The following is a 24,334-nucleotide window of genomic DNA, read 5'->3' as shown; positions in this document are numbered from 1 at the left end:
CGACCTCATGTGATCGGGGCGATTCCCTTTGATCGCGGGAAGCCTTAGACTCCTGGCATGACCGAATCAAAATCCATGATCCTCGGCTGTGCCGGGAAATCGCTCACCCGCGAAGAAATCAGTTTCTATCGCAATGAATGTCCCTGGGCCTTCATCCTGTTCGCCCGCAACATCGGCGAGACCGAACAGATCCGCGATCTTGTCGCCGAAATGCGCGACTGTATCGGCCGACCGGACGCGCTGGTGTTCATCGACCAGGAAGGCGGCCGGGTGCAACGCCTGCGTCCGCCACTGGCGCCGAACTATCCGGCCGGCGGCGCTCTCGGCGCGCTGTGGCGCGACGATCACGACGCCGGAGCCCGCGCCGCCTGGCTTATGGCGCGGCTGCACGCCTTCGACCTGCTGCGCTACGGCATCACGGCGGATTGCCTGCCGGTGCTCGACGTGCCGATCGAAGGCGCCAGCGACGTCATCGGCGCGCGCGCCTACGGCAAGGACCCGCGTCCGGTCATCGAACTAGGGCGCGCCGCTGCCGAGGGGCTGATAGCGGGCGGGGTGCTGCCCGTCATGAAGCACATTCCGGGCCATGGCAGGGCTTTTGCCGACACGCATTTCGAGTTGCCGACGGTCGACGCTTCGCTCGGCGATCTGCAGCGTCACGACTTTGCCCCGTTCCGGGAGCTCAACCATCTGCCGATGGCGATGACGGCGCATGTCGTCTACAGCGCGATCGACCCGAAGAACCCGGCGACGACTTCCGGCAAGGTCATCGACGAGATCATCCGCCGCGACATCGGCTTCGATGGGCTGCTGATGAGCGACGACACCTCGATGAAGGCACTTTCTGGGGATTTCCCGACAAAGGCGGCCTCGATCCTTGCGGCGGGCTGCGATCTGGTCCTTCACTGCAACGGCGTTTTCGAGGAGATGGCCGGTATCGCGTCGCGCACCACGGGGCTTGAAGGCAAGTCGCTGGAGCGGGCAAAACGGGCGATGACCTATATTAGCAAAAGCGACGCGGCCGAAGAGACCGAGATACGCGCCGAATTCGCCACCTATTTCGACGCGGTGGCCTGACCAAGGGGAAGAAAGCAACGTGGCGGAAGCATTGGACCAGAAGGTCGCGAAGGCCGCGCCGATGGACCGCCTGTGGGCCGAAAACGACGATTCACGGCTGACTGGCGATCCGTCGCTGGTCGTCGATGTCGACGGCTTCGAAGGTCCGCTCGACCTTCTGCTGCATCTTGCCCGCAACCAGAAGGTCGACCTGGCGCGCATTTCCATTCTGGCGTTGGCCGAGCAGTATCTGGCTTTCGTCGAGACGGCGAGAACGCTGCGCCTCGAGCTCGCGGCCGACTATCTGGTGATGGCGGCGTGGCTGGCCTTCCTCAAATCGAAGCTGCTGATCCCCAAGCAGCCAGGCGAGGAGGGCGAAAGCGGCGAGGAACTGGCGGCGGTGCTGCAATTCCGGCTGAAGCGGCTGGAAGCGATGCGCGATGCGGCGGCGCGTCTCGTCAATCGCAACCGGCTCGGCCGCGACGTGTTCGCGCGCGGCATGCCGGAAATGGTCATCATCGAGAAGCGCAACGCCTATTCGGCGTCGCTCTACGATCTCCTGACCGCCTATGCCCAGCAGCGGCAGAAGCAGGCGATCACCAATGTGACGATCGCCAGGCGCGGTGTCTGGTCGCTCAAGGACGCGCGCGACATCCTGACCCGGCTGGTTGGGTCGCTGCGCGACTGGACGGCCCTGGAGAGCTTTCTGATCGGGTACATGACCAGCCCGGAAGAGCGTCGCACGGCGATCGCCAGTTCGTTCGCGGCGACACTGGAACTGGTGCGCGAAGGCAAGATGGACGTGCGGCAGGACGAAGTGTTCGCACCGATCTACCTGCGCGGCCGCGCACAGGCAATCAAGGCAGTCGAGGTGGCATCATGAGCGAACGCGCCAACGCTTCGGTTATCCCGTTCAAGGTGGACGACGAGCCGGAGGAGGGCGGGCTTGACCAGACTCCCGCCCAGAACCCGGCCGAGCGGCTGCATATGGCGGAAGCCGTGCGCATGGCCGAGGCGATCGTGTTCGCCAGCACTGAGCCAGTCAGCGAAAAGCAGCTCGCCGCGCGCCTGCCCGACGGCATCAATGTCGGCCTCGCCATGGCCGAGCTGCAGCAGATCTATGCGCGGCGCGGCGTTAATCTGGTGCATGTCGGCGATGCCTGGGCGTTCCGCACAGCCGGCGACCTTGCCTTCGTGATGAGCCGCGACACGGTGCAGCAACGCAAGCTGTCGCGGGCGGCGCTCGAAGTGCTGGCGATCATCGCCTATCACCAGCCGGTGACGCGCGCCGAGATCGAGGACATCCGCGGCGTCGAGACCTCGAAAGGCACGCTCGACACGCTCTTGGAGACGGAGTGGGTACGCATGCGCGGCCGCCGCAAAACGCCGGGACGCCCTGTTACCTATGGCACCACTGAAACCTTCCTTGATCATTTCGCGCTGGAGGAAATCCGCGATCTTCCCGGCATGGAGGAGCTCAAGGGGGCCGGCCTGCTTTCTGGCCGCATGCCGTCGAATTTTTCCATCCCGCAGCCGCCGGCCGACCCCGACGCGCTGACCGAGGACGAGGATCCGCTGACCGATATCGACCTCGAGGAACTCGGCCTGCTGACGCCGCGCGTTACGGATGATTGACCGCCGGCTTCCGTCAAAGGACGCCGGCTGACCGTGGATGCGCCGATTGGTAGCGGGCCGACGCGTCGAAAAAGCGTGACATCGCGCAGCCTTTCATAAACTCTGTCGCAGTTGTGTTTGAATCCCACCGCGAAAGCGCATAGATCATCGCCAGGGAAAACGTTCGAGAGAGATTTGTTATGGGTTCATTTTCGATTTGGCACTGGATGATCGTGCTGGTGATCGTGCTTCTGGTGTTCGGCCGCGGCAAGATCCCCGAGCTGATGGGCGACATGGCCAAGGGCATCAAGAGCTTCAAGAAGGGCATGGCCGACGACGACACCGCCGACGACAAGCGCACCGTCGAGCACCGTGCCGACGAGACCGTTTCGGCCGCGAAGGAAAAGGCCAGCAAGAGCTGAGCCGTAAGGTTCTAGTCGGAACAGATTGCCATGTTTGAAGTCGGCTGGACCGAAATGCTGGTGATCGCGATCGTCATGATCGTGGTCGTCGGGCCGAAGGATCTGCCCAATATGCTGCGCACGTTCGGCCGCACGGCGGCGAAGCTGCGCACCATGGCGGCCGATTTCCAGAAACAGTTCAACGAGGCGCTGAAGGAAGCCGAGCTCGACGACGTCAAGAAGTCGGTCGACGAACTCAGGGGCCTCAGCCCGGTTGCCGAGATCAGGAAGCAGCTGAATCCGTTCGAGCAGGCGGCGACCGACGTGCGCGCCGGCGTCGACGCGGTGATGAAGCCGAAGCCGGCTGTCGATACGGCAGCGCCCGCTGCCTCGACCCCGCAAGCGGCCGAACCGTTGAAAAACGGCGCGGCGACAGCGGCTGACCTCAGCGGACCCGAGGCCGGACCGGCTGCCCCGGCAACGTTTCCGGCCATGACCGATGAATCGGTGGTGGCGTCGTCAGTTTCTGCCGAGCCGGCAGCGGCGACGTCTTCGGCGAAGAAAGCCAAAAACGCACCGGTGGCAAAAGCACCGGCCAAGGCTTCGGCCAATGGCGCGAAAATTTCCGCGCCGCCGAAAGCCGCGAAGGCCGCGCCTGTGTCCAAATCACCTGCGCCCAAGACGGAGGCGATAGCGGCGGCAAAGCCTGAGAAGACCGCTTCGGCCAAGACGGTCGCTACAAAGACAGCGGCGAAAGCAGAGCCCAAGCCTGCCGTGGCGAAGAGACCGGCCTCGGCGAAGAAGCCGGCGGGAGCTGCAAAGTGAGCGTTTCGGACAAGGAAAAAGACGAGATCGAAAAGTCGTCGGCGCCGCTGATGGAGCACCTCATCGAGTTGCGCCGGCGGCTGATCTGGTCGCTCGGCGGCTTCTTCGTCGCTTTCCTGGTCTGTTTCTTCTTCGCCAAGAAGCTGTTCAACCTTTTGGTGGTGCCATTCAGGTGGGCAACGCAGTGGGCTGGGCTCGATCCGCACAAGGTCGAGCTGATCTACACCGCGCCGCAGGAATTCTTCTTCACCCAGGTCAAGCTCGCCATGTTCGGCGGCATGGTCATCGCCTTTCCGCTGATCGCCACGCAGATCTACAAATTCATCGCGCCCGGCCTCTACAAGAACGAGCGAAACGCCTTCCTGCCGTTCCTGATCGCGTCGCCTATCCTGTTCCTGATGGGCGCTTCGCTGGTCTACTTCTTCTTCACGCCGATGGTGATGTGGTTCTTCCTCGCCATGCAGCAGTCGGGCACCGACGAGCAGGTGCAGATTTCGCTGCTGCCGAAAGTGTCGGAATATCTCAGCCTGATCATGACGCTGATCTTCTCCTTCGGCCTGGTGTTCCAGCTGCCGGTGGTGACCAGCCTGATGACGCGCGTCGGCATGCTGTCGTCCAAGGCGCTGGCCGAGAAGCGCAAATGGGCGATTGTCATCGCCTTCGTCGTCGCCGCTGTGCTGACGCCGCCCGATCCGATGAGCCAGATCGGTCTCGCCATCCCGACCATCCTGCTCTACGAGGTCGCCATCTGGTCGGCGCGGCTGATCGAGCGCAGCCAGGAGCGCGAGCGCGTGGCGCGGGAGAAGCAGCAGGCCGAGGAAGAAGTGGCCGAAAAGCCGGCGGACGTATCGTCCACATAGGCGAGGACGCGGCTCCCGTCAGGGGTCGCCGGGTCCGGACCGGCACATGGCAAGAATAGGAATTTTTTCTTGACAGGTGAGTGCAGCTATGGTAGATATTTATCTATGGTGCAGATTCGCGCCAGCGACCCGCCGCCAAGGCGGGTTTTTTGTTTCGGGCCGTCGCACTATCCTTCACTGGTCGAAAGCGAGCTCGCGACCGTGCCGTGACCAAGCCCGATCTTGCATCGATCAGAGATGCGGTTTACCCCGTCTGGCCTGAAACGCATCGCGAAACCGGCGATGCGTTTCAGGCTTTATTCTTGAGCATATCGTAGCGCGCAAACCACCGCGCGCTTTTGGGCGGCACGCTACCGCAGGAGCTTTCAGACCATGCTTGACATCAAATGGATTCGCGACAACCCGAAGGCCCTTGTCGAGGCGCTGGCAAAGCGCTCCTGGTCGGCCGGTGAGGCGCAGTCCACCGTCGATGATCTAATCGCCAGGGACGAGGCGCGGCGCGAACATGTCACCGAGCTGCAGTCCAAGCAGGAACGCCGCAACGCCGCCTCCAAGGAGATCGGCAATGCCATGCGCTCGGGCGATGCCGCGCTTGCCGAAAAGCTCAAGGCCGAGGTCGGCGAGATAAAAACCTTCATCCAGGACGGCGAGGCGCGCGAACGTGAGCTCGACAAGGCGCTGAACGACGCGCTGGCGGTGCTGCCCAATGTGCCGTTCGACGACGTGCCGGTCGGCAAGGACGAACATGACAATGTGGTCAAGCACATTGTCGGCAAGGTGCCGGCGCGGCCGAACTGGGTGAAGGAGCATTTCGAGATCGGCGAAGCGCTCGGGATGATGGATTTCGAGCGGGCGGCAAAGCTGTCCGGCTCGCGCTTTACCGTGCTGAAGAGCGGGTTGGCCCGGATGGAACGCGCGATCGGCCAGTTCATGCTCGACCTGCACACCACCGAGCATGGCTACGAGGAGATCATTCCGCCGTTGATGGTCAAGGACGACGTCCTGTTCGGCACCGGGCAGTTGCCGAAATTCGAGGAGGATCTGTTTTTCATGGCGCACGGGGAGGGCAGGCTTGGCCTGATCCCCACCGCCGAGGTCCCGCTCACCAATCTGGTGCGCGAAGAAATCACCGCGCATGAAAAACTGCCGCTTCGCTACACCGCGCTGACGCCGTGCTTCCGTTCGGAAGCCGGTTCGGCGGGGCGCGACACGCGCGGCATGCTGCGCCAGCATCAGTTCTACAAGGTCGAGCTGGTGTCGATCACCGACCAGGAATCCTCGCTCGCCGAACACGAGCGGATGACGCAATGCGCCGAGGAAGTCTTGAAGCGGCTCGGCCTGCCGTTCCGCACCATGGTGCTGTGCACCGGCGACATGGGGTTTGGCGCGCGCAAGACCTATGACATCGAAGTCTGGCTGCCCGGCCAGAACGCCTATCGCGAAATCTCGTCCTGCTCGGTCTGCGGCGATTTCCAGGCCAGGCGCATGGACGCCCGCTACAAGGACAAGGACGGCAAGGGCAACCGTTTCGTCCATACGCTGAACGGCTCGGGCACCGCCGTCGGGCGCGCACTTATTGCCGTCATCGAAAACTACCAGAATGAGGATGGCAGCGTAACCATTCCTGAAGTGCTGCGGCCTTACATGGGCGGTCTGGAAAAGATCGAATCATCGAAGTGACAAGCTTGGCAGTGTCGCATTCCTTGGAGAACTGCCGTCAATCCGAACATGCGAAGGCGGCTTCATGCGCATTCTCCTGACCAATGACGACGGCATTCATGCCGAGGGCCTGGCCTCGCTCGAACGCGTCGCGCGCACGCTGTCCGACGATGTCTGGGTGGTGGCGCCGGAGCAGGATCAGTCCGGCTACGCGCACTCGCTGTCGATCTCGGAGCCGCTGCGCCTCAGGAAAATTGGCGAAAAACACTTTGCCGTGCGCGGCACGCCGACCGACTGCGTCATCATGGGCGTGAAGAGGATCCTGCCCGGCGCGCCCGACCTGATCCTGTCGGGCATCAATTCCGGCGCCAACATCGCCGACGACGTCACCTATTCGGGAACCGTCGCCGGCGCCATGGAAGGCGCGCTGCTCGGTATCAGGTCGATCGCGCTCAGCCAGGGCTACAGCACTGTCGGCGAGGACCGCGTCGTCCCTTACGAGACGACCGAGGCGCTGGCGCCGGCGCTGCTCAAGAAACTCGTCGCTGCGCCGCTGCCCGACGGCGTGCTGCTCAACGTCAATTTTCCCAACTGCCTTCCCGAAGAGGTCGCCGGCACCGTGGTCACTTCGCAAGGCAAGCTCGTGCACAGCCTGTGGGTCGACGAGCGCCGCGACGGACGCGGCCTGCCTTACTACTGGCTGCGCTTCGGCCGCGAGCCGGTCGAGGGCAAGCAAGGCACCGATCTCCACGCCTTGCGCAACCGGCTGGTGTCGGTGACGCCGTTGCAGCTCGACCTTACCGCGCATGAAATCCGTGACCAACTGAGCAAGGCGCTTGCATGAACCTGCCAATCGATGACCGCGAAGGTTTCGCCGCTTTTCTGCTGCGCCTGCGCGGCAGGGGAACGGTGCCGAAGCCGCTGATCGCGGCATTCGAGGCGACGCCACGGCGCGGCTTCCTGACCGCCCAGTTCCACCCCATCGCCTGGTCGGACCGGATGCTGCCGATCGAATGCGGCGAGGCGATCGAAGGCGCCGACATGCAGGCGGCGGTCATCGCGGCCCTTGCCATCGAGGCGGGAAACCGCGTGCTGGAGATCGGCACCGGGTCCGGCTATACGGCCGCGGTGATGTCGCGGCTGGCGGCGCGGGTCGTCACCATCGACCGTTATAAGACGCTCGTTGAACAGGCCAGGCAGCGGTTCGAGGCGCTCGGTATCGGCAATGCCATCGCGCGCCAGGCGGATGGCTCCAACGGCCTGCCGAATGACGGGCCGTTCGATCGCATCGTCGCCTGGGCCGCGTTCGACAACCTGCCGCGCTTCCTGCTCGACCAATTGTCGAGCGGCGGCATCGTCATCGCGCCGATCGGCCCGGAGGAGGGCGAGCAGGTGCTGGCCAAGCTCACCAAGGTCGGCAGCCGTTTCGAGCGGGAGGATATCGGCCTGGTTCGGCTGCAGCCGATTCTGCGCAGCCTGGCGTCCGTCCTGTAGATTTCGCCCGTCCGCGCGCGATCGCCGTGCGGGCCAATTCGGCCTCAGGATATGCACCGCCCGGCGGCCCGAAATATTTTAAGAAAATTTGCGTCTGATTCTAAGGGGTTAACCGACCAGTAACATTAACGCGCTTTAATCCTGTCCAGTTGGTTCAGCGTTTGTGCGGGTTAGTGCGATGCAATTCAGTGTTTTGAAGGCAAATAGTCGCAATCTGGCGCGGGGCTGCGCCGTTCTCATGATTGCGGGCGCCGCGGCGGGGTGCAGTTCCCAGGCCTCGCGGTTCAACAGCGTCGACGACGTCTTTACCTCCTCGACCAACAATCAGCGTACCATCATCAACAAGCAGGACGCCGTGCAGCCCTATCCGGGCGATGTCGCGGCCGCTCCGCTCGATGGCGCCAATACACAATCTGTCGCCCGTTCCAGCCTCGAGCCGGTGTCGTCGCGGCCGCTGCCTCCGCCCGTCGCCCAGGCGCAACCGGCTCCCGCACTTGCCCCCGCGGCCAATCCGGTCCGCACCGCATCGGCCCCGGCCCTGGTGCGTCCGGCGCCTCATGTCGACCGGACGACGACCGGCACGGTGGCTCCCGCGGCCAAGCCGTTCAAGGAAGCCCAGCCCGATGCGCCGAAAATGGCGACGGGAACGGCGCACGCCACCGAGATCGTGGTCCGGGACGGCGAGACCATTTCGGGCCTGGCGCAGCACTACAAGGTGCCGGCCGACGTCATCATGAAGGTGAACGGCCTGAGCGCGACCAAGGGGCTGCGGTCCGGGCAGAAACTGGTCATCCCGGCCTATGGCTATTCGAGCAAGGCCGAGCCGACGGTGGCAGACGCCAAGCCGGCGAAGGATGGCAAGCACGACCTGCCGGCGACCGCGCCGGAGAAGGTTGCCGTGCTGCCGCAGCAGCCCAAGCCTAAGGAAGGCAAGTCCGCTCAGGCCGGCGCGTCCGCCGCCGCGAACCAGCCGAAGGAGCCCAAGCCCGCACCGCAAGTCGCCGCCGCCAAGGCCACCAGTGCCGCTGGCACCTACACGGTCCAGTCGGGCGATTCGCTTTCCTCGATCGCCAGGAAGACCGGCGTCGGCGTCGTTGCGCTGAAGCAGGCCAACGGCATGCAGGACGGGTTGCTCAAGATCGGCCAGACCCTGAAGGTGCCGGCCGGCGGAACCGCGACGGTCGCCGCCGCCAAGCCGGCGAAGGTCGATCCGGTGACCACGGCCACCACGCAGCCGCCCGCGAAGGCCACGCCGTCGGAAACGCTGGCGTCCTACACGCCGCCGAAGAAGGACACGAAGGTCATCCAGCAGGCCGAGGACGACGACGCCGTCGCGCCTGACGCCACCGGCATCGGCAAGATGCGCTGGCCGGTGCGCGGCCGCGTGATCTCCGGCTTCGGCTCGGGCAAGGACGGCGTCGATATCGCCGTACCCGCGGGCACACCGGTCAAGGCGGCCGAGAACGGCGTCGTCATCTATGCCGGCGACGGCCTCAAGGAATTCGGCAACACGGTGCTGGTGCGACACGAGAACGGCCTGGTCACGGTCTACGGCCATGCCAGCTCGATCGAGGTGCAGCGCGGCCAGAAGGTCAAGCGCGGCCAGGAGATCGCGCTGTCTGGCATGAGCGGCACGACGGACTCGCCGAAGCTGCACTTCGAAGTGCGCAAGAATTCGGCTCCGGTCGATCCGTCAGGTTATCTCGAATAGCCGGGCTATCTCGAATAGAACAAAAAAAGCGATTGCGGGCCGTCTGACCTCCAGTCCGGCCCGCCGGCTCAGCCCGTTCCGCAAGGAGCGGGCTTTTTCAGTTTGGCATCTTGCAGTTTCGGATATTCGACCCTTTGACTGGGGTCTGATGTGCTTGCGTTGCCGAACTGCATGTCTTGGCGATTGGCGAAAACACACATCGCGTGGTCATCAACTCTGAGGGATCGTAGCATCTCGGAGTTCGGGCATACGGAGCGCCTCCTCATTCGCTGTATTTCTCGGCAGGGGTCACGGCACAGGATCCTAGGGTCTGCGCCGCGTCGCTTTCGCTCCTTGCTTCGCCCTAGGATGACGACGGGAGAGATGTTTTCGGCCAATGTCGAAGGTTGCCGACTACCATTGATGCCAAACTCCAAACTGATGCCAAACTCCAAACGATGCCAAAATCCACCGCCCACGATTAGCCTCAGGCCCTCCACGCCTTCGTCATCCTAGGGCGGAGCAAGGAGCGAAAGCGACGCGGCGCAGACCCTAGGATCCTGCCGTGACATAGGAGCGTCGCGGCGCTCCGAAGGCCCGTGAGATGGGGAGATCGGCTGTCATTAAAGCGCAAGACAGGCCTGCGCCTAATCCTTCAGCGGCTTTCCAAGCCGGCCGGCGAGGTCCTGGGTGAATTGCCAGGCGACGCGGCCGGAGCGGCTGCCGCGCGTGGTCGCCCATTCCAACGCTTCGGCGCGCAGTTGCTCGGGGTCGACGGCAAGGCCGTGATGGCTGGCGTAGCCGTTGACCATGTCGAGATAGTCGTCCTGCGAGCATTTGTGGAAGCCGAGCCACAGGCCGAAACGATCGGACAGCGAGACTTTTTCCTCGACGGCCTCGGACGGGTTGATGGCGGTGGAGCGCTCATTGTCGATCATATCGCGCGGCAACAGATGGCGGCGGTTCGAGGTGGCGTAGAAGATAACGTTGGCCGGGCGGCCCTCGACGCCGCCTTCGAGCGCGGCCTTCAGCGATTTGTAGGAGGTGTCGTCATGATCGAAGGAGAGGTCGTCGCAAAACAGGATGAAGCGGTAGGGGGCTGCCTTGAGCAGCCCCATCAGCTTGGGCAGCGTGTCGATGTCCTCGCGGTGGATCTCGATCAGCTTCAAGGGCAGGTCGGACTTGGCCTTGGCGTTGATCTCGGCATGCACGGCTTTGACCAGCGACGATTTGCCCATGCCGCGCGCGCCCCACAACAGCACGTTGTTGGCCGGGTGGCCGGCGGCGAAGCGCTCGGTGTTGTCGACGAGGATGTCGCGCACGCGGTCGACGCCCCGGATCAGCCCGATGTCGACGCGGTTGACCTTGTGCACCGGCTCCAGATAGCCCGGATCGGCCTGCCAGACGAAGCAATCGGCCTCGCCAAGGTCGGTCTCGGGTACCGGCGGCGGGGCGAGGCGGCCGACCGCCTCGATCAGGCGGTCGAGTTTCTGGTTCAAAGCATCGAGGGTGCTGTCGGTCATGTCTGGCTTTGTCTTCGCGTTTGAAGTATGGACCCATCCGGTTCCGTCAGGTTCGAAACCGGTTCCAACTGTTTGTTCGAGCGTGATCTTTTCGCAAAACCGGCTCGCGCTTTTGGCGGTCATGCTCTAACACGCGCAAACAGGCCGGAAAAGCTGCCGATTTGCTGGGCAGCGCAGTTGCATTGACAACTTTACCGACTATATTCCGGCCAAATTTCGCGGGGCCGCCAAATTTCCGCAGGGATCGTTGGCGGCTGTCTTTCAAAATTCAGGAGTACCTCGATGTTCGTGACACCGGCATACGCGCAAGGCATTGGGGCTTCTCCCGACATGTTCATCAGCATTTTGCCGTTTGTCCTGATCTTCGTGATCATGTATTTTCTGATCATCCGCCCGCAGCGCACGCAGCTGAAGAAGCGCGGCGAGATGCTGGCGGCGGTTCGCCGCGGTGACACGGTGGTCACCGGCGGTGGCTTCGTCGGCAAGGTGACGAAGGTGATCGACGACAACGAACTCGAGATCGACCTCGGCGGCGGCACGAAGGTGACCGCGCTGCGCTCGACGATCGCCGACGTGCGCGTCAAGGGCGAACCGGTCGCCAACCAGAACGCCAAGAAATAACCAGATTCCAGGCGGAGCGATCCGCGGACACGCTCTGACGGACGACGCCCATATGCTTTATTTTTCGCGCTTCAAGATGATCCTGATCTGGGTGGCCGTGGCCATCACAGTGATCCTCGCCGCGCCCAATCTGTTCTCCGCCAGCACGCTGGCGCAACTGCCCAGCTGGGTGCCGAAGCGGCAAATGACGCTCGGCCTCGATTTGCAGGGCGGCTCGCACATCCTGCTGGAGATGAACCAGAACGACCTGATCAAGGATCGGCTCGAGACGACGCGCGACGAGATCCGGACGTTGCTGCGCGACGCCAAGATCGGCTACACCGGCCTCGGCGGCACGGGGCGCAACTTGCAGGTCCGCATAACCGATCCCAATCAGCTCGATGCCGCCAAGAAGGCGTTGAAGACCCTGACCGATCCGGTCGCAGCCGGCCTGTTCACCGGCGGTTCCATCCAGGAAATGTCGCTGGATGACTCCGAGCCCGGCCTGCTCAAATTCACTGTCACCGACGCCGGCATCAAGTACCGCACGTCGACCGCGTTGGCGCAGTCGATCGAGGTGGTCGAACGTCGCGTCAACGAGCTTGGCACGACCGAGCCCATCGTGCAGCGCCAGGGCGACGACCGTATCCTCGTCCAGGTGCCGGGCCTGCAGGACCCGCAACGGCTGAAGGAAATTCTCGGCCAGACCGCCAAGCTGACCTTCCAAATGGTCGACCAGTCGATGCCGGTGCAGGACGCGCTCAAGGGGCGTCCGCCCGCCGGCTCGTCGGTGCTCTATTCGCAGGACGATCCGCCGGTTCCTTATCTGATCGAGAACCGCGTCATCGTCTCGGGCGAAAATCTCGTCGACGCCCAGGCGACTTACAATTCGCAGAACAATGAGCCCGTGGTCTCGTTCCGCTTCGATTCGAAGGGCGCGGCGCGCTTCGGCCAGGCGACCTCGCAGAATGTCGGCAAGCTGTTCGCCATCATTCTCGACAACCAGGTGATTTCGGCGCCGCAAATCCGCGAGCCGATCCTTGGCGGCACCGGACAGATCTCCGGCAATTTCACCGCACAGAGCGCCAACGACCTCGCCGTGCTGCTGCGCGCCGGCGCACTGCCGGCGACGCTGACGGTGATCGAGGAACGCACGGTGGGCCCGGGACTCGGCCAGGATTCGATCCATGCCGGCAAGGTCGCCGGCATCATCGGCTCGATCCTCGTCGTCGCCTTCATGTTCGTTTCCTACGGCTTCCTTGGCTTCCTCGCCAACATCGCGCTGGCGGTACACGTGGCGATGATTGTCGGGCTGCTGTCGCTGCTCGGCGCGACGCTGACCTTGCCCGGCATCGCGGGTATCGTGCTGACCATCGGCATGGCGGTCGATTCCAACGTGTTGATCTATGAGCGCATCCGCGAGGAGCGGCGGGCCGGCCGCTCGGTGATCCAGGCGATCGACACCGGCTTCTCGAAGGCGCTGGCGACCATCGTCGATTCCAACGTCACCTCGCTCATCGCCACCGTGGTGCTGTTCTATCTCGGCACCGGTCCGGTGAAGGGCTTTGCCATCACCTATGCCATCGGCATCCTGACCACGGTCTTCACCGCCTTCACCTTCACCCGGCTGCTGGTCTCGATCTGGCTGCGTCGGGCTCGTCCGAAGGAGCTGCCGAAGGCTCCGGTGACCTTCGTCAAGCCCGGTACGAAAATCCCCTTCATGGGCATCCGTCGCTGGACGTTTGCGCTGTCAAGCACCCTGTCGATACTGTCCGTGGTGTTGTTCATGACCCTCGGCATCAATTACGGCATCGATTTCAAAGGCGGCTCACTGATCGAGGTGCAGGCCAAAGGTGGCAATGCCGATATCGCCGACATCAGAGGTCGACTGTCGGACCTCAACATCGGTGAGGTCCAGGTGCAGCAGTTCGGTGCGCCGAACGACGTGTTGATCCGCGTCGGCACTCAGGATGCAGGTGAGAACGCCGAGCAGACCGTGATCGACAAGGTACGCGGGGAACTGCAGGATCAGTACGATTTCCGCCGCGTCGAAGTGGTGGGCCCGACCGTTTCGGGAGAACTGGCCAAGCAAGGCACTATCGCCATGCTGGTCGCGCTGATCGGGATCCTGGTCTATGTCTGGTTCCGTTTCGAATGGCAGTTCGCGGTCGGCGCCATCGTGGCGACCGTGCACGACGTCGTCATGACGCTGGGTTTCTTCGTCATCACTGGGCTGGAATTCAACCAGTCGTCGCTGGCGGCGATCCTGACCATCATAGGCTATTCGCTGAACGACACGATCGTGGTCTATGACCGCGTTCGAGAGGATCTGCGAAAATACAAGAAGATGCCGCTGCCGCAGCTGCTGAACAACGCCATCAATGAGACGCTGTCGAGAACGACGCTGACCTCAGTGACGACCAGCTTGGCGCTGCTGGCGCTGGTGCTGTTCGGCGGCGAGGTGATCCGCTCCTTCACGTTGGCGATGCTGTTCGGCGTTGTCTTCGGCACTTATTCGTCGATTTTCATCGCGGCACCGCTGCTGATCCTGTTCAAGCTGCGGCCGCAAGCCACAGCCGATGAGGAGAAGCCGGTTGGCGGCGGTGGCAAAGCGGTCGCGACCTGACGCGCGGCCCCGAAGGGATGACAGAACGGTGACCGGCAAAGGCATCGTCATCCGCGAGGCGCACTTCCCGGGCCGTGCGCCGATCGAGGCCTACGGCAATGGCGGGTTCCGCTTTGCCGACATGTCGCATCGCGGCTCGCTGCTGTGCCTGCCATCGGGCATCCATGGCTGGGAGCCGGCTGATCCCCTGGCGTTGACGGTGGCTGATTTCGACAAGCTTCTGGCAGAGGCCGGCAAGGTCGAGATCCTGCTGGTCGGCATGGGCAGGGATCTGCGGCCGTTGCCGGCAGCGTTGCGGGCGGCGCTGAAGGCGGCTGGCATTGCCTCCGACCCGATGTCGACCGGTGCGGCGGTGCGGACCTACAATGTCCTTCTGGCGGAAGACCGCGCCGTGGCCGCCGCGCTCATCGCCGTCGATTGATATGTCCGAAATTAGCAAAATCGTCATGGACGCGGTGCGCGCGGCCGATCATGACCGCTATCTCACCGCGCTCTACGCACCGGCCGACAAGCGCGATGCGCTGTTTTCGCTCTATGCGTTCAATGCCGAGATCGCGGGCATTCGCGACCGCATTCATGGGCCGTTGCCGGGCGAGGTGCGGCTGCAATGGTGGCGCGACGTCATCGCCGCCGGCGGCGACGCGGGCGCCGGCCATCCCGTTGCCAGTTCCTTGAATGCGACCATTGCAGCGTTCAAGCTGCCGAAGGCGGCGTTCGAGAACATGCTCGAAGCGCGTATTTTCGACCTTTACGACGACCCAATGCCGTCGCGCACCGATCTCGAAGGCTATTGCGGCGAGACAGCGGCGGCACTCATCCAGCTTGCGGCGATGGTGCTCGATCCCATCGAGGCGCCACGGTTCGCGGAACTGGCGGGCAGGGCAGGCTGCGCGCAGGCGATGACCGGCCTGCTGCTCCTGTTGCCGCTGCACCGCAGGCGCGGACAGTGTTTTGTCCCGGCCGAGATCCTGGCGGCGGCAGGCTCTTCGCCGGAGGAGTTCGTCGCCGGCGACGGTGGTCCCGGTGCGCGGCGCGCGGTGGCGGCAATGATTGCGCTGGCGCGCGAACATCTGTCCGCCTTCGAGCGAGGTGCCGCGGCGTTGCCGGTTTCGCTGCGCGCGGCATTTCTGCCGCTCGCCCTGTCGCGCGCCTATCTGGCGAAAATCGAGCGTGGCTCGCCGCTCGACGGCGTGGCGCGGCTCGCGTCGTTGCGCCGGCATTGGCTGCTTGTGCGCCGTGCAGGCAAGGGCTGGCCGCTACTTTGACGTAAACGTCAACCGTGTTAAGACTTGCCGAGCCGTGAACTGTCGCCAAGACGACAGGCCGGCCCGGAGGAGATACCCGTCCATGAGTTTGCCCGTGCTGGTCGCGATCGTCGTCCTTGGCATCGCGCTGTCGGTTGCCGCGGTGCATCTCACCGGCGGCAGCAAGATGGCTGCGCTCGCCGACGCGGATCAGGCGCTGCGCCGTTTCGCGGAGGATTTCCCTGACGAGACGACCGCCGCAGTCCGCTTGACCGCGGATGGCAGGACGGCTTTCCTGGAAGTCGGACGCGGGCGGATCGGGATCGTTCATGGCTTTGGCGACTGTTTCCTGACCCGCATCGTCGCGTCTCAAGATGTTGTTGTATCCAGTGCGGACGAGACGGATACAATTCTGTTGCGGCTGAAGGACTTCACCTGGAAGGGCGGCCGCTTCCGCTTCGCCAGTACCGCCGACGCGCAGGCCCTGTTGAGCGCTCTTGCGCCGCAACACCGCAATTTTGCCAAGGAGGCGGCGTGATGGACAGCTACGATTTCCCGCAGGTGACCCAGCTGGCCATTCCGTTCTTCGTTGCCGCCATCCTGATCGAGCTGTGGCTGGTGCGCACCGGCCGCGCCAAGGGATCGTTCGAGACGCGCGACACACTGACCAGCCTGATGATGGGCACTAGCAACGTCGTCGCCGGGCTGCTGCTTGGCGTCGTCTCCTACTGGGCGCTGCTGTGGCTGTGGCAGTTCCGCGTCTTCAATCTCGGCCTGTCTGGCTGGGTGTTCCTGGCGGCCTTCCTGCTCGACGATTTGCGCTACTACGTCTACCACCGCATCGCGCACCGGGTGCGCTGGGTGTGGGCAGAACATGTCAACCACCATTCCAGCCAGCACTACAATCTGTCGACCGCGCTGCGGCAGAGCTGGACCGGCCTGTTTACCTTCATGTTCGTGTTGCAGGCGCCGCTGGTGCTGCTCGGCTTCCATCCGGCGGTGATTGCCTTCACCTTCGGCTTCAACCTGGTCTGGCAGTTCTGGATCCACACCGAGACCATCGGCAAGATGTGGGGCGGGTTCGAATTCGTCTTCAACACGCCCTCCCACCACCGCGTCCACCACGCCACCAATCCGCGCTATCTCGATGCCAACTATGCCGGCACGCTGATCCTCTGGGACCGCATGTTCGGCACGTTCGTCGAGGAACTGGAAGAGGATCGGCCGCGCTACGGCATCGTCAGGAATCTCGGCACCTTCAATCCGCTGAAAGTGGCGTTCCACGAATGGATCGGCATGTTCCGGGATGCTTTTGCGCCCGATCTGACGCCGCGCGATCGCCTGAACTATCTGATCAAGCCGCCCGGTTGGAGCCATGATGGCTCGCGCGAGACCTCCGAAAGCTTGAAGGCAGCCTATGTCAGGCGAAATCCCGGTGAGGCGGGCAAGCCGGGATTGCCGATGGCGAGTGCCGGGCCGGCCGAATAACAGGTTCGTTCGCTGCCGTTAAGAGGGGTCGCCCGAACCACTATCGCGCATCATCGTCTCGTAGTCGCGACCGCCATAAAAGACATTGACGACGTACACGAGATCCTTGTCGACGATGTAAGCGATGACAGCGGAATGCTCGAACGGAACCGTTCGCAGCCCCGGCACGATATCGTCGCGGGAACGACCGCCGCGAGGCGCATTGCCGATGCTCTGGCAGCGCACCTTGATCCGGTCGACAAACTGGTCGGCTGTGCTCTCGCTTCCGCTCCGATCCAGGACGTAAGCGGCAATCGATTCCAGATCGGTGATCGCGCTTTCGCTAAGAACGACGGCGAGACGCTGGATCATCGCTGTCTCTCGCCAGTTCCGAAATCCTGCTTTTTACTCTTGCGATTGCCTCATCCAGCGGAACGCCTGGCCTCGTATCCTCGATCGACGCCTTCACCCGCGCCCTGATCGAGGCCATGCGCTCGGCGTGCTCTTCCTCTTCGCGCTGGAAGACGCGAAGCGCGGCGCGGATGACCTCGCTCGCCGACCCGAAGGAGCCGTCCTCGACCTTCTCGCGGATCATGCGCGCCATGGCGGGCGTGACGGTGACCGACAGTTTCTCGGCGGATTCCATGGCGACCTCCTTCCAACGGAAAGTAGGATAGTATCCTACTTTACGCCAATGATGCAACCAGAGCGATCTATTCCGCGGCCTCGGCCGTTTGCGCGGGCAGTCCCAGCCATTGCCGGCAATCGGCTCGCGCGCGCGATGTAATGGCGTGCCGCTTGGCCGACGTCTTGTCCTTGCCGCGCAGGCGCTTGCCTTCGGTTTTCGGCGCTTCCATTGGCGGGAACAGGCCGAAATTGACGTTCATCGGCTGAAACGAACGTTTCCCCGGTTCGTCATCGGACACGATGTGGCCGCCGGTGATGTGGTTGAGCAAGGCGCCGAAGGCGGTGGTGAGCGGCGGCAGGGACGGAGCATGGCCGAGCCGCTCGGCGGCGGCGAAGCGCCCGGCGAGCAAGCCGATCGCGGCACTTTCCACGTAACCTTCGCAACCGGTGATCTGGCCGGCGAAACGCAGGCCGGGCCGCGATTTCAGCTGCAGCGAGGCGTCGAGCAAGGTCGGCGAGTTGATGTAAGTGTTGCGGTGCAGGCCGCCGAGGCGGGCGAAGTCGGCGTTTTCCAGGCCCGGAATGGTGCGGAATATGCGCACCTGCTCGGCATGCTTCAATTTGGTCTGAAAGCCGACCATGTTGTAGAGCGTGCCCAGCGCATTGTCCTGCCGCAGTTGCACGACGGCATAGGCCTTGACCGTCGGATTGTGGGCGTTGGTCAGCCCCATCGGCTTCATCGGCCCGTAACGCAGCGTCTCGACGCCGCGCTCGGCCATGATCTCGATCGGCAGGCAGCCATCGAAATAGGGCGTGCCTTCCCATTGCTTGAACTCGGTTTTTTGGCCGTCGACCAGCGCCTGCACGAAGGCAAGGTACTGCTCCTTGTCCAGGGGGCAGTTGATGTAGTCCTTGCCGGTGCCGCCGGGCCCGACCTTGTCGTAGCGCGACTGGAACCAGCAGGTGTCCATGTCGATCGTGTCGAAATGGACGATCGGCGCGATGGCGTCGAAGAAGGCGAGCGCATCGGCGCCCGTGGCTTCGGCGATCGACTGGGCAAGCGAAAGCGCCGTCAGCGGACCGGTGGCGACGATCGCCTGGTCCCAGTCCGCCGGTGGCAGGCCGGGTACTTCCTCGCGCCGGATGGTGATCAGCGGGTGCGCTTCGAGCTTCTTCGTCACCGCTTCGGAGAAGCCGTCGCGGTCGACGGCCAGTGCGCCGCCGGCCGGCACCTGGTTGGCGTCGCCGGCGTTCATGATCAGCGAGCCGGCCAGCCGCATTTCGGCGTGCAGCAGGCCGACGGCGTTGTTGTCGGCGTCGTCGGAGCGGAAGGAATTGGAACAGACGAGTTCGGCCAGCCCATCGGTCTTGTGGGCATCTGTGCCGCGAACGGGCCGCATTTCATGCAGGATGACGGGCACGCCTACCTGCGCCGCCTGCCAGGCGGCTTCGGAGCCGGCGAGGCCGCCGCCGATGATATGGATGGGATTTTTGCTCATGAGCGCCGGAATAATCGCTTGGGGCAGCGATTGCAATTGCGGCGTTCACGCAGAGCGGACGCCGCTGACGCAAGCGAGCCCTGAAAACAACAACACCCGCCGGGGGAGGAGGTCCGGCGGGTGTCGTTTTTGGGGTCGACCCTCGGGAGGAGGTGAAGGCCGACCGTATTCGTCATCGCCGGGGAGGAGGTCGGCTTTGACGAAATCTCTTTCGCTATTTTCAAAAGGGGCGAAACCCTTTTTGGGAGCAAAATTCATTTGCTCCGGGGAAACAGCGCCCGCCGCGGGAGGAGGTGCGGCGGGCGCCGTTTTGGTGGCCAACCCTCGGGAGGAGGTGAAGGTTGGGCCTATTCGTCATCGCCGGGGAGGAGGTCGGCTCTGACGAAATCTCTTTCGCTATTCTCAAAAGGGGCGAAACCCTTTTGGAGCAAAATTCATTTGCTCCGGGAAACAACGCCCGCCGCGGGAGGAGGTTGCGGCGGGCGCCGTTTTTGTGGTCAACCCTTGGGAGGAGGATAAGGGCTGGCCGTCTTCGCTGCGGTCGGGGAGGAGGTCGACCCCAGCGAAATTCCTGTGTTACATCGCCTTGCGGGCGATGATCTTGATTTCGTCGCGGACGATACCGAGATCATGCAGCTGGCGGTTGGAAAGGCGACCCAGCTCGGTAACCGTCTCGCGATATACGCGCCAGTTACGATAGTTGCGGATCAGGTTCATTGTCGTTCTCTTCTTCAAAACTGGTTTCGGACCATTTGCGGTCCGAAGGATTAGACCGCCTTGCGAGCGACGTAAGGAATGTCGCTGCGGCTGATGCCGAGGTCGACCAATTCACGGTTGCTCAGGCGGCTCAGCTCGGAGACAGTGTCCCGGTAGCGGCGCCAGTTGCGGTAGTTGCGGATCAGGTTCATGGTATTCTCGTTTCGTCTTTCTTCGGATCATTCCGTCTCTTGTACGCAGCATAGATAGGCGGGCTCATATCGATTTAAAAGCGCTATGGCTGCATGGCAGCAATGCAAATTGTGCAATGCAACATTAACGCGGCTTCACGGACCTGACACAAAGAAGCCAGAATCAGAAAGTGCCGTGACGTCAACGGTTTGGCCGTTTCGGTTGAAAGCCGACATGGAAAGGGAGGGGGCGATATGGCAAGCTATTCGACACGGGTGAGGTCGGATATCGCGCGGTGGCGGCAGGGCGGCCTGATCAACGCCGCGACAGCCGATATCCTTGCGCGCGACATCGAGGCCAACGCGCGCAACTCACTCAGCTTCGGTTCGATCCTGGCGATGATGGCGGCCTTGCTGTTCGGCGCGGCGATCCTGATCTTCGTCGCCGCCAACTGGGAAGCAATCCCGCGGCTGGCGCGGGTCGCCGCACTGTTTGCCATCATCCTTGGCGGCTATGTCGGCGGCGCGGTTTTGAAGACGCGCGACCATGCGGCAATCGGCGAGGCATTGTGGATCGTGGCGGCCGCGGCATTCGGCGGTTCGATCGCGCTGATCGGCCAGATGTATCACCTCTCCGGCGACGAGGCCTCGGCCCTGGTCACCTGGGGCGCCGGTACCGCATTGGCGGCCGTGGCGCTGCGCTCGAACCCGCTGACCGTCGCTGCGGTCGGCATCGCCGATGCCTGGCTGTTCCTGAAAGGGTTCGACTATTTCACCCGCAACGAATTTCCGCATCTCTTCGTCGTCATGGCGGCCGTGCTGTTCGCCGTTTCGTTCTGGACCCGCAGCCAGCCGGCCCGGCACCTGATCATCCTGTCGCTGCTCTTCTATGTCATGCTGCTGGCTATGGATCACGCGACGCTGCCGGTGGCGATCCCCCTGGTCATCGCATCGGTCGCGCTTTTCGCGGCTTCCGTCCTGGCGCCGGAGCCGGCCGACGCGATCGTTCGGCTCGGCGGCCGCTTGCCCTTGCACGCGCTGCTCGGTTTCCTCACCGGCCTGGCCATCATCCAGTTCGAACTGGCCGACGAGAGCAGCTACGCCAGCGGCTTCGCTATCGCCTCCGTTGTGGCGCTCGCCGGTATCGTCGGGGCGATCGTGCTGGCGGGGCGGGAGAGCCGGGGACTGCGCTGGCTCGCCTATCTCGGCTTCGCCTTCGAACTTGCCATAATCTATGTGGTGACCTTGCAATCGATGCTCGACACGGCCGGCTTCTTCCTTGCCGCGGCGGTGCTGCTCGGCCTTCTTGCCATCGTCATCATCCGCGTCGAAAAGCGCATGAAGGGCCCAGCCACCGAAGGAGCCGCGGCATGATGACCGGAAAGAGACTAATCGTCTCGGCGCTGGTGCTGGCGCTTGTCCAGATAGGCTTCCTGAGCTGGATCATCGCCGGCCGGGCGGCGATCCTGCGCAGCGGCAAGGACGTGCTCCTGAAGGTCGAACCCGTCGATCCGCGCGATCTGCTGCGCGGCGACTATATTACCCTCGGCTACGAGATCTCGCGCATTCCGGTGAAGATGATCGCCGACATACCCGCCGGCAAATTCTCCAGCGACGACACCTCGATCGTCGTCAGGCTGAAGCAGGGCGCCAACGGCTACTGGACGCCGACCACCGCCTGGTTCGGTAAGGCGCCGGCACCCGCCGCGACCGACGAGGCCGATATATCGGGCCACGTCGCCCAGGGCTGGGATCTTCGCGGCGAAGGCATGACCATCGCGCCGGACTACGGCATCGAGCGCTTCTATCTGCCGGAAGGCGAGGGCATGGCGATCCAGAACGACATGCGGGTGCGCCCGTTCGGCATAAGGCTTGCGCTCTCCGCGAACGGCACCGCCCAGATCAAGGCGCTGGTGGACGGCGACAAGACGCTGTTCGAGGAACCGCTTTATTAGAGCGCGAAAACCTCATCGCGTTGGCTCTCCGAAGGGATTGAAATAATGCGTCGGCGCGCAGAATCTCGGCGGCGAAGGGGAAGGGGTGGTGCGGGTAGAGGGACTCGAACCCCCACGTTCTCACGCCAGAACCTAAATCTGGTGCGTCTACCAATTCCGCCATACCCGCCGATCTGGTGACCTATGCCACGTCTATGTCACAAGCCATGTTACAAGTTCAAGGGCGATAACGCCGCGTCGTGGGTCGGTCTGAATTTTCCCTTCTCCAGAACCACTGGACCGCGATCATGGTTCCGACAGGTCATCTACCAGTTCCGGCCACATCCGCATTGTCCGGCAATCCCGTGTAGCCATCATTCCGTCAATGTCAGAGACAAGATGTTGGGTGAGGGCCGAAATATTGCTCATTCGCCGAAACGCGAAGATGGTTGAAAATTAAGCTCGCCTGTGACAAAAGGCGTGTCGAATGTGACGAGACGCGACGATCCGCTTCTGCAAAATGTGATAAGAAGTAGGAAAAACAAAAACTTATTCACATTTTGGAACGCAGCTCGGGAGAGTTTGAGCCGTATTTTCGGTCAAATCGCCAGCTTCCGTACCAAAAGCCATTTCCGGCAAGAATTACCGGCAGGCTGTGAGCGGCAGAAAGCCGCTTTGCAGCCTCATTGGTGAAAACAAAGGTTTTACGATGCAGGTCACCGAAACACTCAACTCCGGTCTCAAGCGCGAGATCAAGATCACCGTGCCGGCCGGTGACATGGAAGCCAAGCTGATGGCGCGGCTGTCGGACGCCAGGAACAAGGTCCGCATCAACGGCTTCCGCCCGGGCAAGGTGCCGGTGCAGCACCTGCGCAAGGTCTACGGCAAGTCGTTCATGGCCGAAGTGGTCAACGAGATCCTCAACGATTCGACCCGTTCGATCATTTCGGGCCGCGGCGAAAAGGCCGCCATGCAGCCCGAAGTCATCATGACCGAGGACGAGAAGGAGGCCGAGAAGATCCTGGCCGGCGGCGCCGATTTCGAATTCCGCCTGAATTACGAAGTCATCCCGGCGATCGAGATCAAGGATTTCTCCGACATCAAAGTGACACGCCCAGTGTTCGACGTGCCTGACACCGAGATCGACGAGCAGGTCAAGCGCGTTGCCGAATCGGCGCGCAGCTACGAGCCGAAGACGGGCAAAGCCGCCGAGGGCGACCGCGTGACCATCGACTATCTCGGCAAGATCGACGGCGAGGCCTTTGCCGGCGGCGCCGGCACCGATCAGCCGCTGGTTCTGGGCTCCAAGGAGTTCATCCCCGGTTTCGAGGACCAGCTGGTCGGCAGCAAGGCCGGCGACGAAAAGCAGGTCACCGTGACTTTCCCGGAAAATTACCAGGCGGCGCATCTGGCCGGCAAGGAAGCGACCTTCGACGTTACCGTCAAGGAAGTGTCGAAGCCCGGTGAGCTGGAGATCAACGACGAGACCGCCAAGAACCTCGGCCTGGAGTCGCTGGAGCGCCTGCGCGAGATCGTGCGCGGCCAGATCGAGAACCAGTTCGGCTCGATGACGCGCCAGAAGGTCAAGCGCCAGCTGCTCGACCAGCTCGACGCGGCCTACTCGTTCGAGGCGCCGTCGAAGCTCGTCGACGCCGAGTTCGACAATATCTGGGCGCAGGTCAACCGCGATCTGGAAGCCGCCGGCCGCACTTTCGCCGATGAAGAGACGACCGAAGAAGAGGCGCGCGCCGAATATTTGCGCCTCGCCGAACGCCGCGTCCGCCTCGGCCTGGTGCTTGCCGAGATCGGCGAGAAGGCCGGTGTCACGGTGTCGGACGAGGAGTTGCAGCGCGGCCTGTTCGAGCAGGTTCGCCGCTTCCCGGCCAACCAGCAGCAGGAAGCCTTCGAGTTCTATCGCAGCAATCCCGAGGCGCTGAATGCACTGCGGGCGCCGATGTTCGAGGAGAAGGTGGTCGACCACCTGCTCGGCCAGATCTCGGTCACCGACGTCAAGGTCAGCAAGGAAGAGCTGATGGCCGACGACGAGGAAGCGGAAACCGCGACCAAGATGAAGCCGGCGAAGAAGGCCGCCGCAAAAAAGGCTGACGACAAGAAAGCCGACGAGGCGGAAGAGCCGAAGAAGAAGGCCGCGCCGAAAAAGAAGGCCGCCAAGGACGCCGAATAAATTTCCCGCTTGATGGAATCGACGAAGGCCGCCCTCGAGGCGGCCTTTTTCGTGTGTGCCGAGCATGATCGACAGCTCGGAGGTGTAAGTCCTCTACCCAGCCTGATGGCGGCGAAGGGTTAGCGAAGCGCAAGGGCGTCGTC

Annotated in this window: 25 protein-coding genes and 1 tRNA gene; 19 read left to right on the top strand and 7 right to left on the bottom strand. The window is 63.1% G+C overall.

Annotated features, from left to right (window positions below):
• Positions 1-57 precede the first annotated feature (57 nt).
• From nagZ to NKI49_RS28655, 10 genes are all read left to right on the top strand, one after another.
• On the top strand, positions 58-1,077 hold the full coding sequence (gene nagZ, locus NKI49_RS28700; RefSeq protein ID WP_352607064.1) for a beta-N-acetylhexosaminidase: 1,020 nt from the start codon (positions 58-60) through the stop codon (positions 1,075-1,077).
• 61 nt (positions 1,078-1,138) lie between these two features.
• Entirely contained in the window at positions 1,139-1,939 is an 801-nt protein-coding gene (locus tag NKI49_RS28695; protein WP_352607108.1) for a segregation and condensation protein A, read from the top strand.
• Positions 1,936-2,691 (top strand): SMC-Scp complex subunit ScpB, encoded by a 756-nt coding sequence (scpB, locus tag NKI49_RS28690; protein WP_352607066.1) that lies wholly within the window; start codon positions 1,936-1,938, stop codon positions 2,689-2,691. The genes NKI49_RS28695 and scpB overlap by 4 nt, the downstream gene beginning before the upstream one ends.
• A gap of 179 nt (positions 2,692-2,870) precedes the next feature.
• A complete protein-coding gene (locus NKI49_RS28685) occupies positions 2,871-3,092 on the top strand; it encodes a twin-arginine translocase TatA/TatE family subunit (protein ID WP_027024888.1) in 222 nt (73 codons plus the stop codon).
• Positions 3,093-3,122: 30 nt separating this feature from the next.
• Entirely contained in the window at positions 3,123-3,896 is a 774-nt protein-coding gene (tatB, locus tag NKI49_RS28680) for a Sec-independent protein translocase protein TatB (RefSeq protein ID WP_352607069.1), read from the top strand.
• Positions 3,893-4,756, top strand: coding sequence for a twin-arginine translocase subunit TatC (gene tatC / locus NKI49_RS28675; RefSeq protein WP_352607071.1), 864 nt, complete (start codon positions 3,893-3,895; stop codon positions 4,754-4,756). Before tatB ends, tatC begins: the two co-directional genes overlap by 4 nt.
• Before the next feature lie 372 nt (positions 4,757-5,128).
• Positions 5,129-6,436, top strand: coding sequence for a serine--tRNA ligase (serS, locus tag NKI49_RS28670; protein ID WP_352607073.1), 1,308 nt, complete (start codon positions 5,129-5,131; stop codon positions 6,434-6,436).
• A gap of 64 nt (positions 6,437-6,500) precedes the next feature.
• A complete protein-coding gene (gene surE, locus NKI49_RS28665) occupies positions 6,501-7,259 on the top strand; it encodes a 5'/3'-nucleotidase SurE (protein WP_352607075.1) in 759 nt (252 codons plus the stop codon).
• Positions 7,256-7,909: a protein-L-isoaspartate(D-aspartate) O-methyltransferase gene (locus NKI49_RS28660; RefSeq protein ID WP_352607077.1), complete on the top strand. Its 654-nt coding sequence runs from the start codon at positions 7,256-7,258 to the stop codon at positions 7,907-7,909. Before surE ends, NKI49_RS28660 begins: the two co-directional genes overlap by 4 nt.
• A 178-nt stretch (positions 7,910-8,087) precedes the next feature.
• Entirely contained in the window at positions 8,088-9,620 is a 1,533-nt protein-coding gene (locus NKI49_RS28655) for a peptidoglycan DD-metalloendopeptidase family protein (RefSeq protein WP_352607079.1), read from the top strand.
• 626 nt (positions 9,621-10,246) lie between these two features.
• On the opposite strand, the gene NKI49_RS28650 is transcribed toward NKI49_RS28655, so the two are convergent.
• Entirely contained in the window at positions 10,247-11,122 is an 876-nt protein-coding gene (locus NKI49_RS28650; RefSeq protein ID WP_352607081.1) for an ATP-binding protein, read from the bottom strand.
• A 282-nt stretch (positions 11,123-11,404) separates the two neighbouring features.
• On the opposite strand from NKI49_RS28650, the gene yajC reads away from it, so the two are divergent.
• The 6 genes from yajC to NKI49_RS28620 all read left to right on the top strand — a co-directional run bounded on the left by yajC (position 11,405) and on the right by NKI49_RS28620 (position 17,080).
• On the top strand, positions 11,405-11,743 hold the full coding sequence (gene yajC, locus NKI49_RS28645) for a preprotein translocase subunit YajC (RefSeq protein ID WP_027024896.1): 339 nt from the start codon (positions 11,405-11,407) through the stop codon (positions 11,741-11,743).
• A gap of 52 nt (positions 11,744-11,795) precedes the next feature.
• Complete coding sequence (gene secDF, locus NKI49_RS28640; RefSeq protein WP_352607083.1) at positions 11,796-14,348, top strand: protein translocase subunit SecDF; 2,553 nt, start codon at positions 11,796-11,798, stop codon at positions 14,346-14,348.
• A 28-nt stretch (positions 14,349-14,376) separates the two neighbouring features.
• On the top strand, positions 14,377-14,769 hold the full coding sequence (locus NKI49_RS28635; protein WP_352607085.1) for an Mth938-like domain-containing protein: 393 nt from the start codon (positions 14,377-14,379) through the stop codon (positions 14,767-14,769).
• A 1-nt stretch (position 14,770) separates the two neighbouring features.
• On the top strand, positions 14,771-15,613 hold the full coding sequence (locus tag NKI49_RS28630) for a phytoene/squalene synthase family protein (protein WP_352607087.1): 843 nt from the start codon (positions 14,771-14,773) through the stop codon (positions 15,611-15,613).
• An 82-nt stretch (positions 15,614-15,695) separates the two neighbouring features.
• The gene (locus tag NKI49_RS28625; RefSeq protein ID WP_352607089.1) at positions 15,696-16,130 is read left to right on the top strand and encodes a hypothetical protein; all 435 of its coding nucleotides are present in this window, start codon (positions 15,696-15,698) and stop codon (positions 16,128-16,130) included.
• Positions 16,130-17,080: a sterol desaturase family protein gene (locus NKI49_RS28620; RefSeq protein ID WP_352607091.1), complete on the top strand. Its 951-nt coding sequence runs from the start codon at positions 16,130-16,132 to the stop codon at positions 17,078-17,080. The genes NKI49_RS28625 and NKI49_RS28620 overlap by 1 nt, the downstream gene beginning before the upstream one ends.
• A gap of 18 nt (positions 17,081-17,098) precedes the next feature.
• On the opposite strand, the gene NKI49_RS28615 is transcribed toward NKI49_RS28620, so the two are convergent.
• The 5 genes from NKI49_RS28615 to NKI49_RS28595 form a co-directional block, all read right to left on the bottom strand.
• Positions 17,099-17,431, bottom strand: a complete 333-nt coding sequence (locus NKI49_RS28615) for a type II toxin-antitoxin system RelE/ParE family toxin (RefSeq protein ID WP_352607093.1) — start codon at positions 17,429-17,431, stop codon at positions 17,099-17,101.
• Positions 17,403-17,705: a type II toxin-antitoxin system ParD family antitoxin gene (locus NKI49_RS28610; RefSeq protein ID WP_352607095.1), complete on the bottom strand. Its 303-nt coding sequence runs from the start codon at positions 17,703-17,705 to the stop codon at positions 17,403-17,405. Before NKI49_RS28610 ends, NKI49_RS28615 begins: the two co-directional genes overlap by 29 nt.
• A 67-nt stretch (positions 17,706-17,772) precedes the next feature.
• Positions 17,773-19,185, bottom strand: a complete 1,413-nt coding sequence (gene trmFO, locus NKI49_RS28605) for a methylenetetrahydrofolate--tRNA-(uracil(54)-C(5))-methyltransferase (FADH(2)-oxidizing) TrmFO (protein ID WP_352607097.1) — start codon at positions 19,183-19,185, stop codon at positions 17,773-17,775.
• Between the two features lie 576 nt (positions 19,186-19,761).
• Positions 19,762-19,902 carry a DUF1127 domain-containing protein gene (locus NKI49_RS28600; protein ID WP_352607099.1) on the bottom strand — a complete coding sequence of 47 codons (141 nt, stop codon included), beginning with the start codon at positions 19,900-19,902 and terminating at the stop codon, positions 19,762-19,764.
• A gap of 50 nt (positions 19,903-19,952) precedes the next feature.
• A complete protein-coding gene (locus NKI49_RS28595) occupies positions 19,953-20,093 on the bottom strand; it encodes a DUF1127 domain-containing protein (RefSeq protein WP_081689447.1) in 141 nt (46 codons plus the stop codon).
• Positions 20,094-20,327: 234 nt separating this feature from the next.
• Here NKI49_RS28595 and NKI49_RS28590 point away from each other — a divergent pair, with 234 nt between their 5' ends.
• Together NKI49_RS28590 and NKI49_RS28585 are read left to right on the top strand one after the other, a co-directional pair.
• A complete protein-coding gene (locus NKI49_RS28590) occupies positions 20,328-21,446 on the top strand; it encodes a DUF2157 domain-containing protein (RefSeq protein ID WP_352607102.1) in 1,119 nt (372 codons plus the stop codon).
• A complete protein-coding gene (locus NKI49_RS28585; protein WP_352607104.1) occupies positions 21,443-22,027 on the top strand; it encodes a GDYXXLXY domain-containing protein in 585 nt (194 codons plus the stop codon). Before NKI49_RS28590 ends, NKI49_RS28585 begins: the two co-directional genes overlap by 4 nt.
• 86 nt (positions 22,028-22,113) lie before the next feature.
• On the opposite strand, the gene NKI49_RS28580 is transcribed toward NKI49_RS28585, so the two are convergent.
• Positions 22,114-22,196: transfer RNA gene (locus NKI49_RS28580), tRNA-Leu, on the bottom strand.
• 519 nt (positions 22,197-22,715) lie between these two features.
• Between NKI49_RS28580 and tig the strand changes: the two genes are divergently transcribed.
• Complete coding sequence (gene tig, locus NKI49_RS28575) at positions 22,716-24,191, top strand: trigger factor (RefSeq protein WP_352607106.1); 1,476 nt, start codon at positions 22,716-22,718, stop codon at positions 24,189-24,191.
• The last annotated feature ends 143 nt before the right edge of the window (positions 24,192-24,334 follow it).

Source organism: Mesorhizobium sp. M0587 (assembly GCF_040320945.1).
Classification (GTDB): Bacteria; Pseudomonadota; Alphaproteobacteria; order Rhizobiales; family Rhizobiaceae; genus Mesorhizobium.
This window is presented reverse-complemented; position numbering and strand designations above follow the sequence as displayed.

Excerpts from the sequence above, each read along its gene's own strand:
- tig (WP_352607106.1), top strand. The coding sequence starts at position 22,716 with ATGCAGGTCACCGAAACACTCAACTCCGGTCTCAAGCGCGAGATCAAG.
- NKI49_RS28590 (WP_352607102.1), top strand. The coding sequence starts at position 20,328 with ATGGCAAGCTATTCGACACGGGTGAGGTCGGATATCGCGCGGTGGCGG.
- surE (WP_352607075.1), top strand. The coding sequence starts at position 6,501 with ATGCGCATTCTCCTGACCAATGACGACGGCATTCATGCCGAGGGCCTG.
- tatB (WP_352607069.1), top strand. The coding sequence starts at position 3,123 with ATGTTTGAAGTCGGCTGGACCGAAATGCTGGTGATCGCGATCGTCATG.
- NKI49_RS28695 (WP_352607108.1), top strand. The coding sequence starts at position 1,139 with ATGGACCGCCTGTGGGCCGAAAACGACGATTCACGGCTGACTGGCGAT.
- NKI49_RS28585 (WP_352607104.1), top strand. The coding sequence starts at position 21,443 with ATGATGACCGGAAAGAGACTAATCGTCTCGGCGCTGGTGCTGGCGCTT.
- NKI49_RS28615 (WP_352607093.1), bottom strand. The coding sequence starts at position 17,431 with ATGATCCAGCGTCTCGCCGTCGTTCTTAGCGAAAGCGCGATCACCGAT.
- NKI49_RS28610 (WP_352607095.1), bottom strand. The coding sequence starts at position 17,705 with ATGGAATCCGCCGAGAAACTGTCGGTCACCGTCACGCCCGCCATGGCG.
- NKI49_RS28620 (WP_352607091.1), top strand. The coding sequence starts at position 16,130 with ATGGACAGCTACGATTTCCCGCAGGTGACCCAGCTGGCCATTCCGTTC.
- NKI49_RS28650 (WP_352607081.1), bottom strand. The coding sequence starts at position 11,122 with ATGACCGACAGCACCCTCGATGCTTTGAACCAGAAACTCGACCGCCTG.
- secDF (WP_352607083.1), top strand. The coding sequence starts at position 11,796 with ATGCTTTATTTTTCGCGCTTCAAGATGATCCTGATCTGGGTGGCCGTG.
- serS (WP_352607073.1), top strand. The coding sequence starts at position 5,129 with ATGCTTGACATCAAATGGATTCGCGACAACCCGAAGGCCCTTGTCGAG.
- trmFO (WP_352607097.1), bottom strand. The coding sequence starts at position 19,185 with ATGAGCAAAAATCCCATCCATATCATCGGCGGCGGCCTCGCCGGCTCC.
- yajC (WP_027024896.1), top strand. The coding sequence starts at position 11,405 with ATGTTCGTGACACCGGCATACGCGCAAGGCATTGGGGCTTCTCCCGAC.
- NKI49_RS28660 (WP_352607077.1), top strand. The coding sequence starts at position 7,256 with ATGAACCTGCCAATCGATGACCGCGAAGGTTTCGCCGCTTTTCTGCTG.
- nagZ (WP_352607064.1), top strand. The coding sequence starts at position 58 with ATGACCGAATCAAAATCCATGATCCTCGGCTGTGCCGGGAAATCGCTC.
- NKI49_RS28625 (WP_352607089.1), top strand. The coding sequence starts at position 15,696 with ATGAGTTTGCCCGTGCTGGTCGCGATCGTCGTCCTTGGCATCGCGCTG.
- NKI49_RS28655 (WP_352607079.1), top strand. The coding sequence starts at position 8,088 with ATGCAATTCAGTGTTTTGAAGGCAAATAGTCGCAATCTGGCGCGGGGC.
- NKI49_RS28595 (WP_081689447.1), bottom strand. The coding sequence starts at position 20,093 with ATGAACCTGATCCGCAACTACCGCAACTGGCGCCGCTACCGGGACACT.
- NKI49_RS28630 (WP_352607087.1), top strand. The coding sequence starts at position 14,771 with ATGTCCGAAATTAGCAAAATCGTCATGGACGCGGTGCGCGCGGCCGAT.
- scpB (WP_352607066.1), top strand. The coding sequence starts at position 1,936 with ATGAGCGAACGCGCCAACGCTTCGGTTATCCCGTTCAAGGTGGACGAC.
- NKI49_RS28600 (WP_352607099.1), bottom strand. The coding sequence starts at position 19,902 with ATGAACCTGATCCGCAACTATCGTAACTGGCGCGTATATCGCGAGACG.
- NKI49_RS28685 (WP_027024888.1), top strand. The coding sequence starts at position 2,871 with ATGGGTTCATTTTCGATTTGGCACTGGATGATCGTGCTGGTGATCGTG.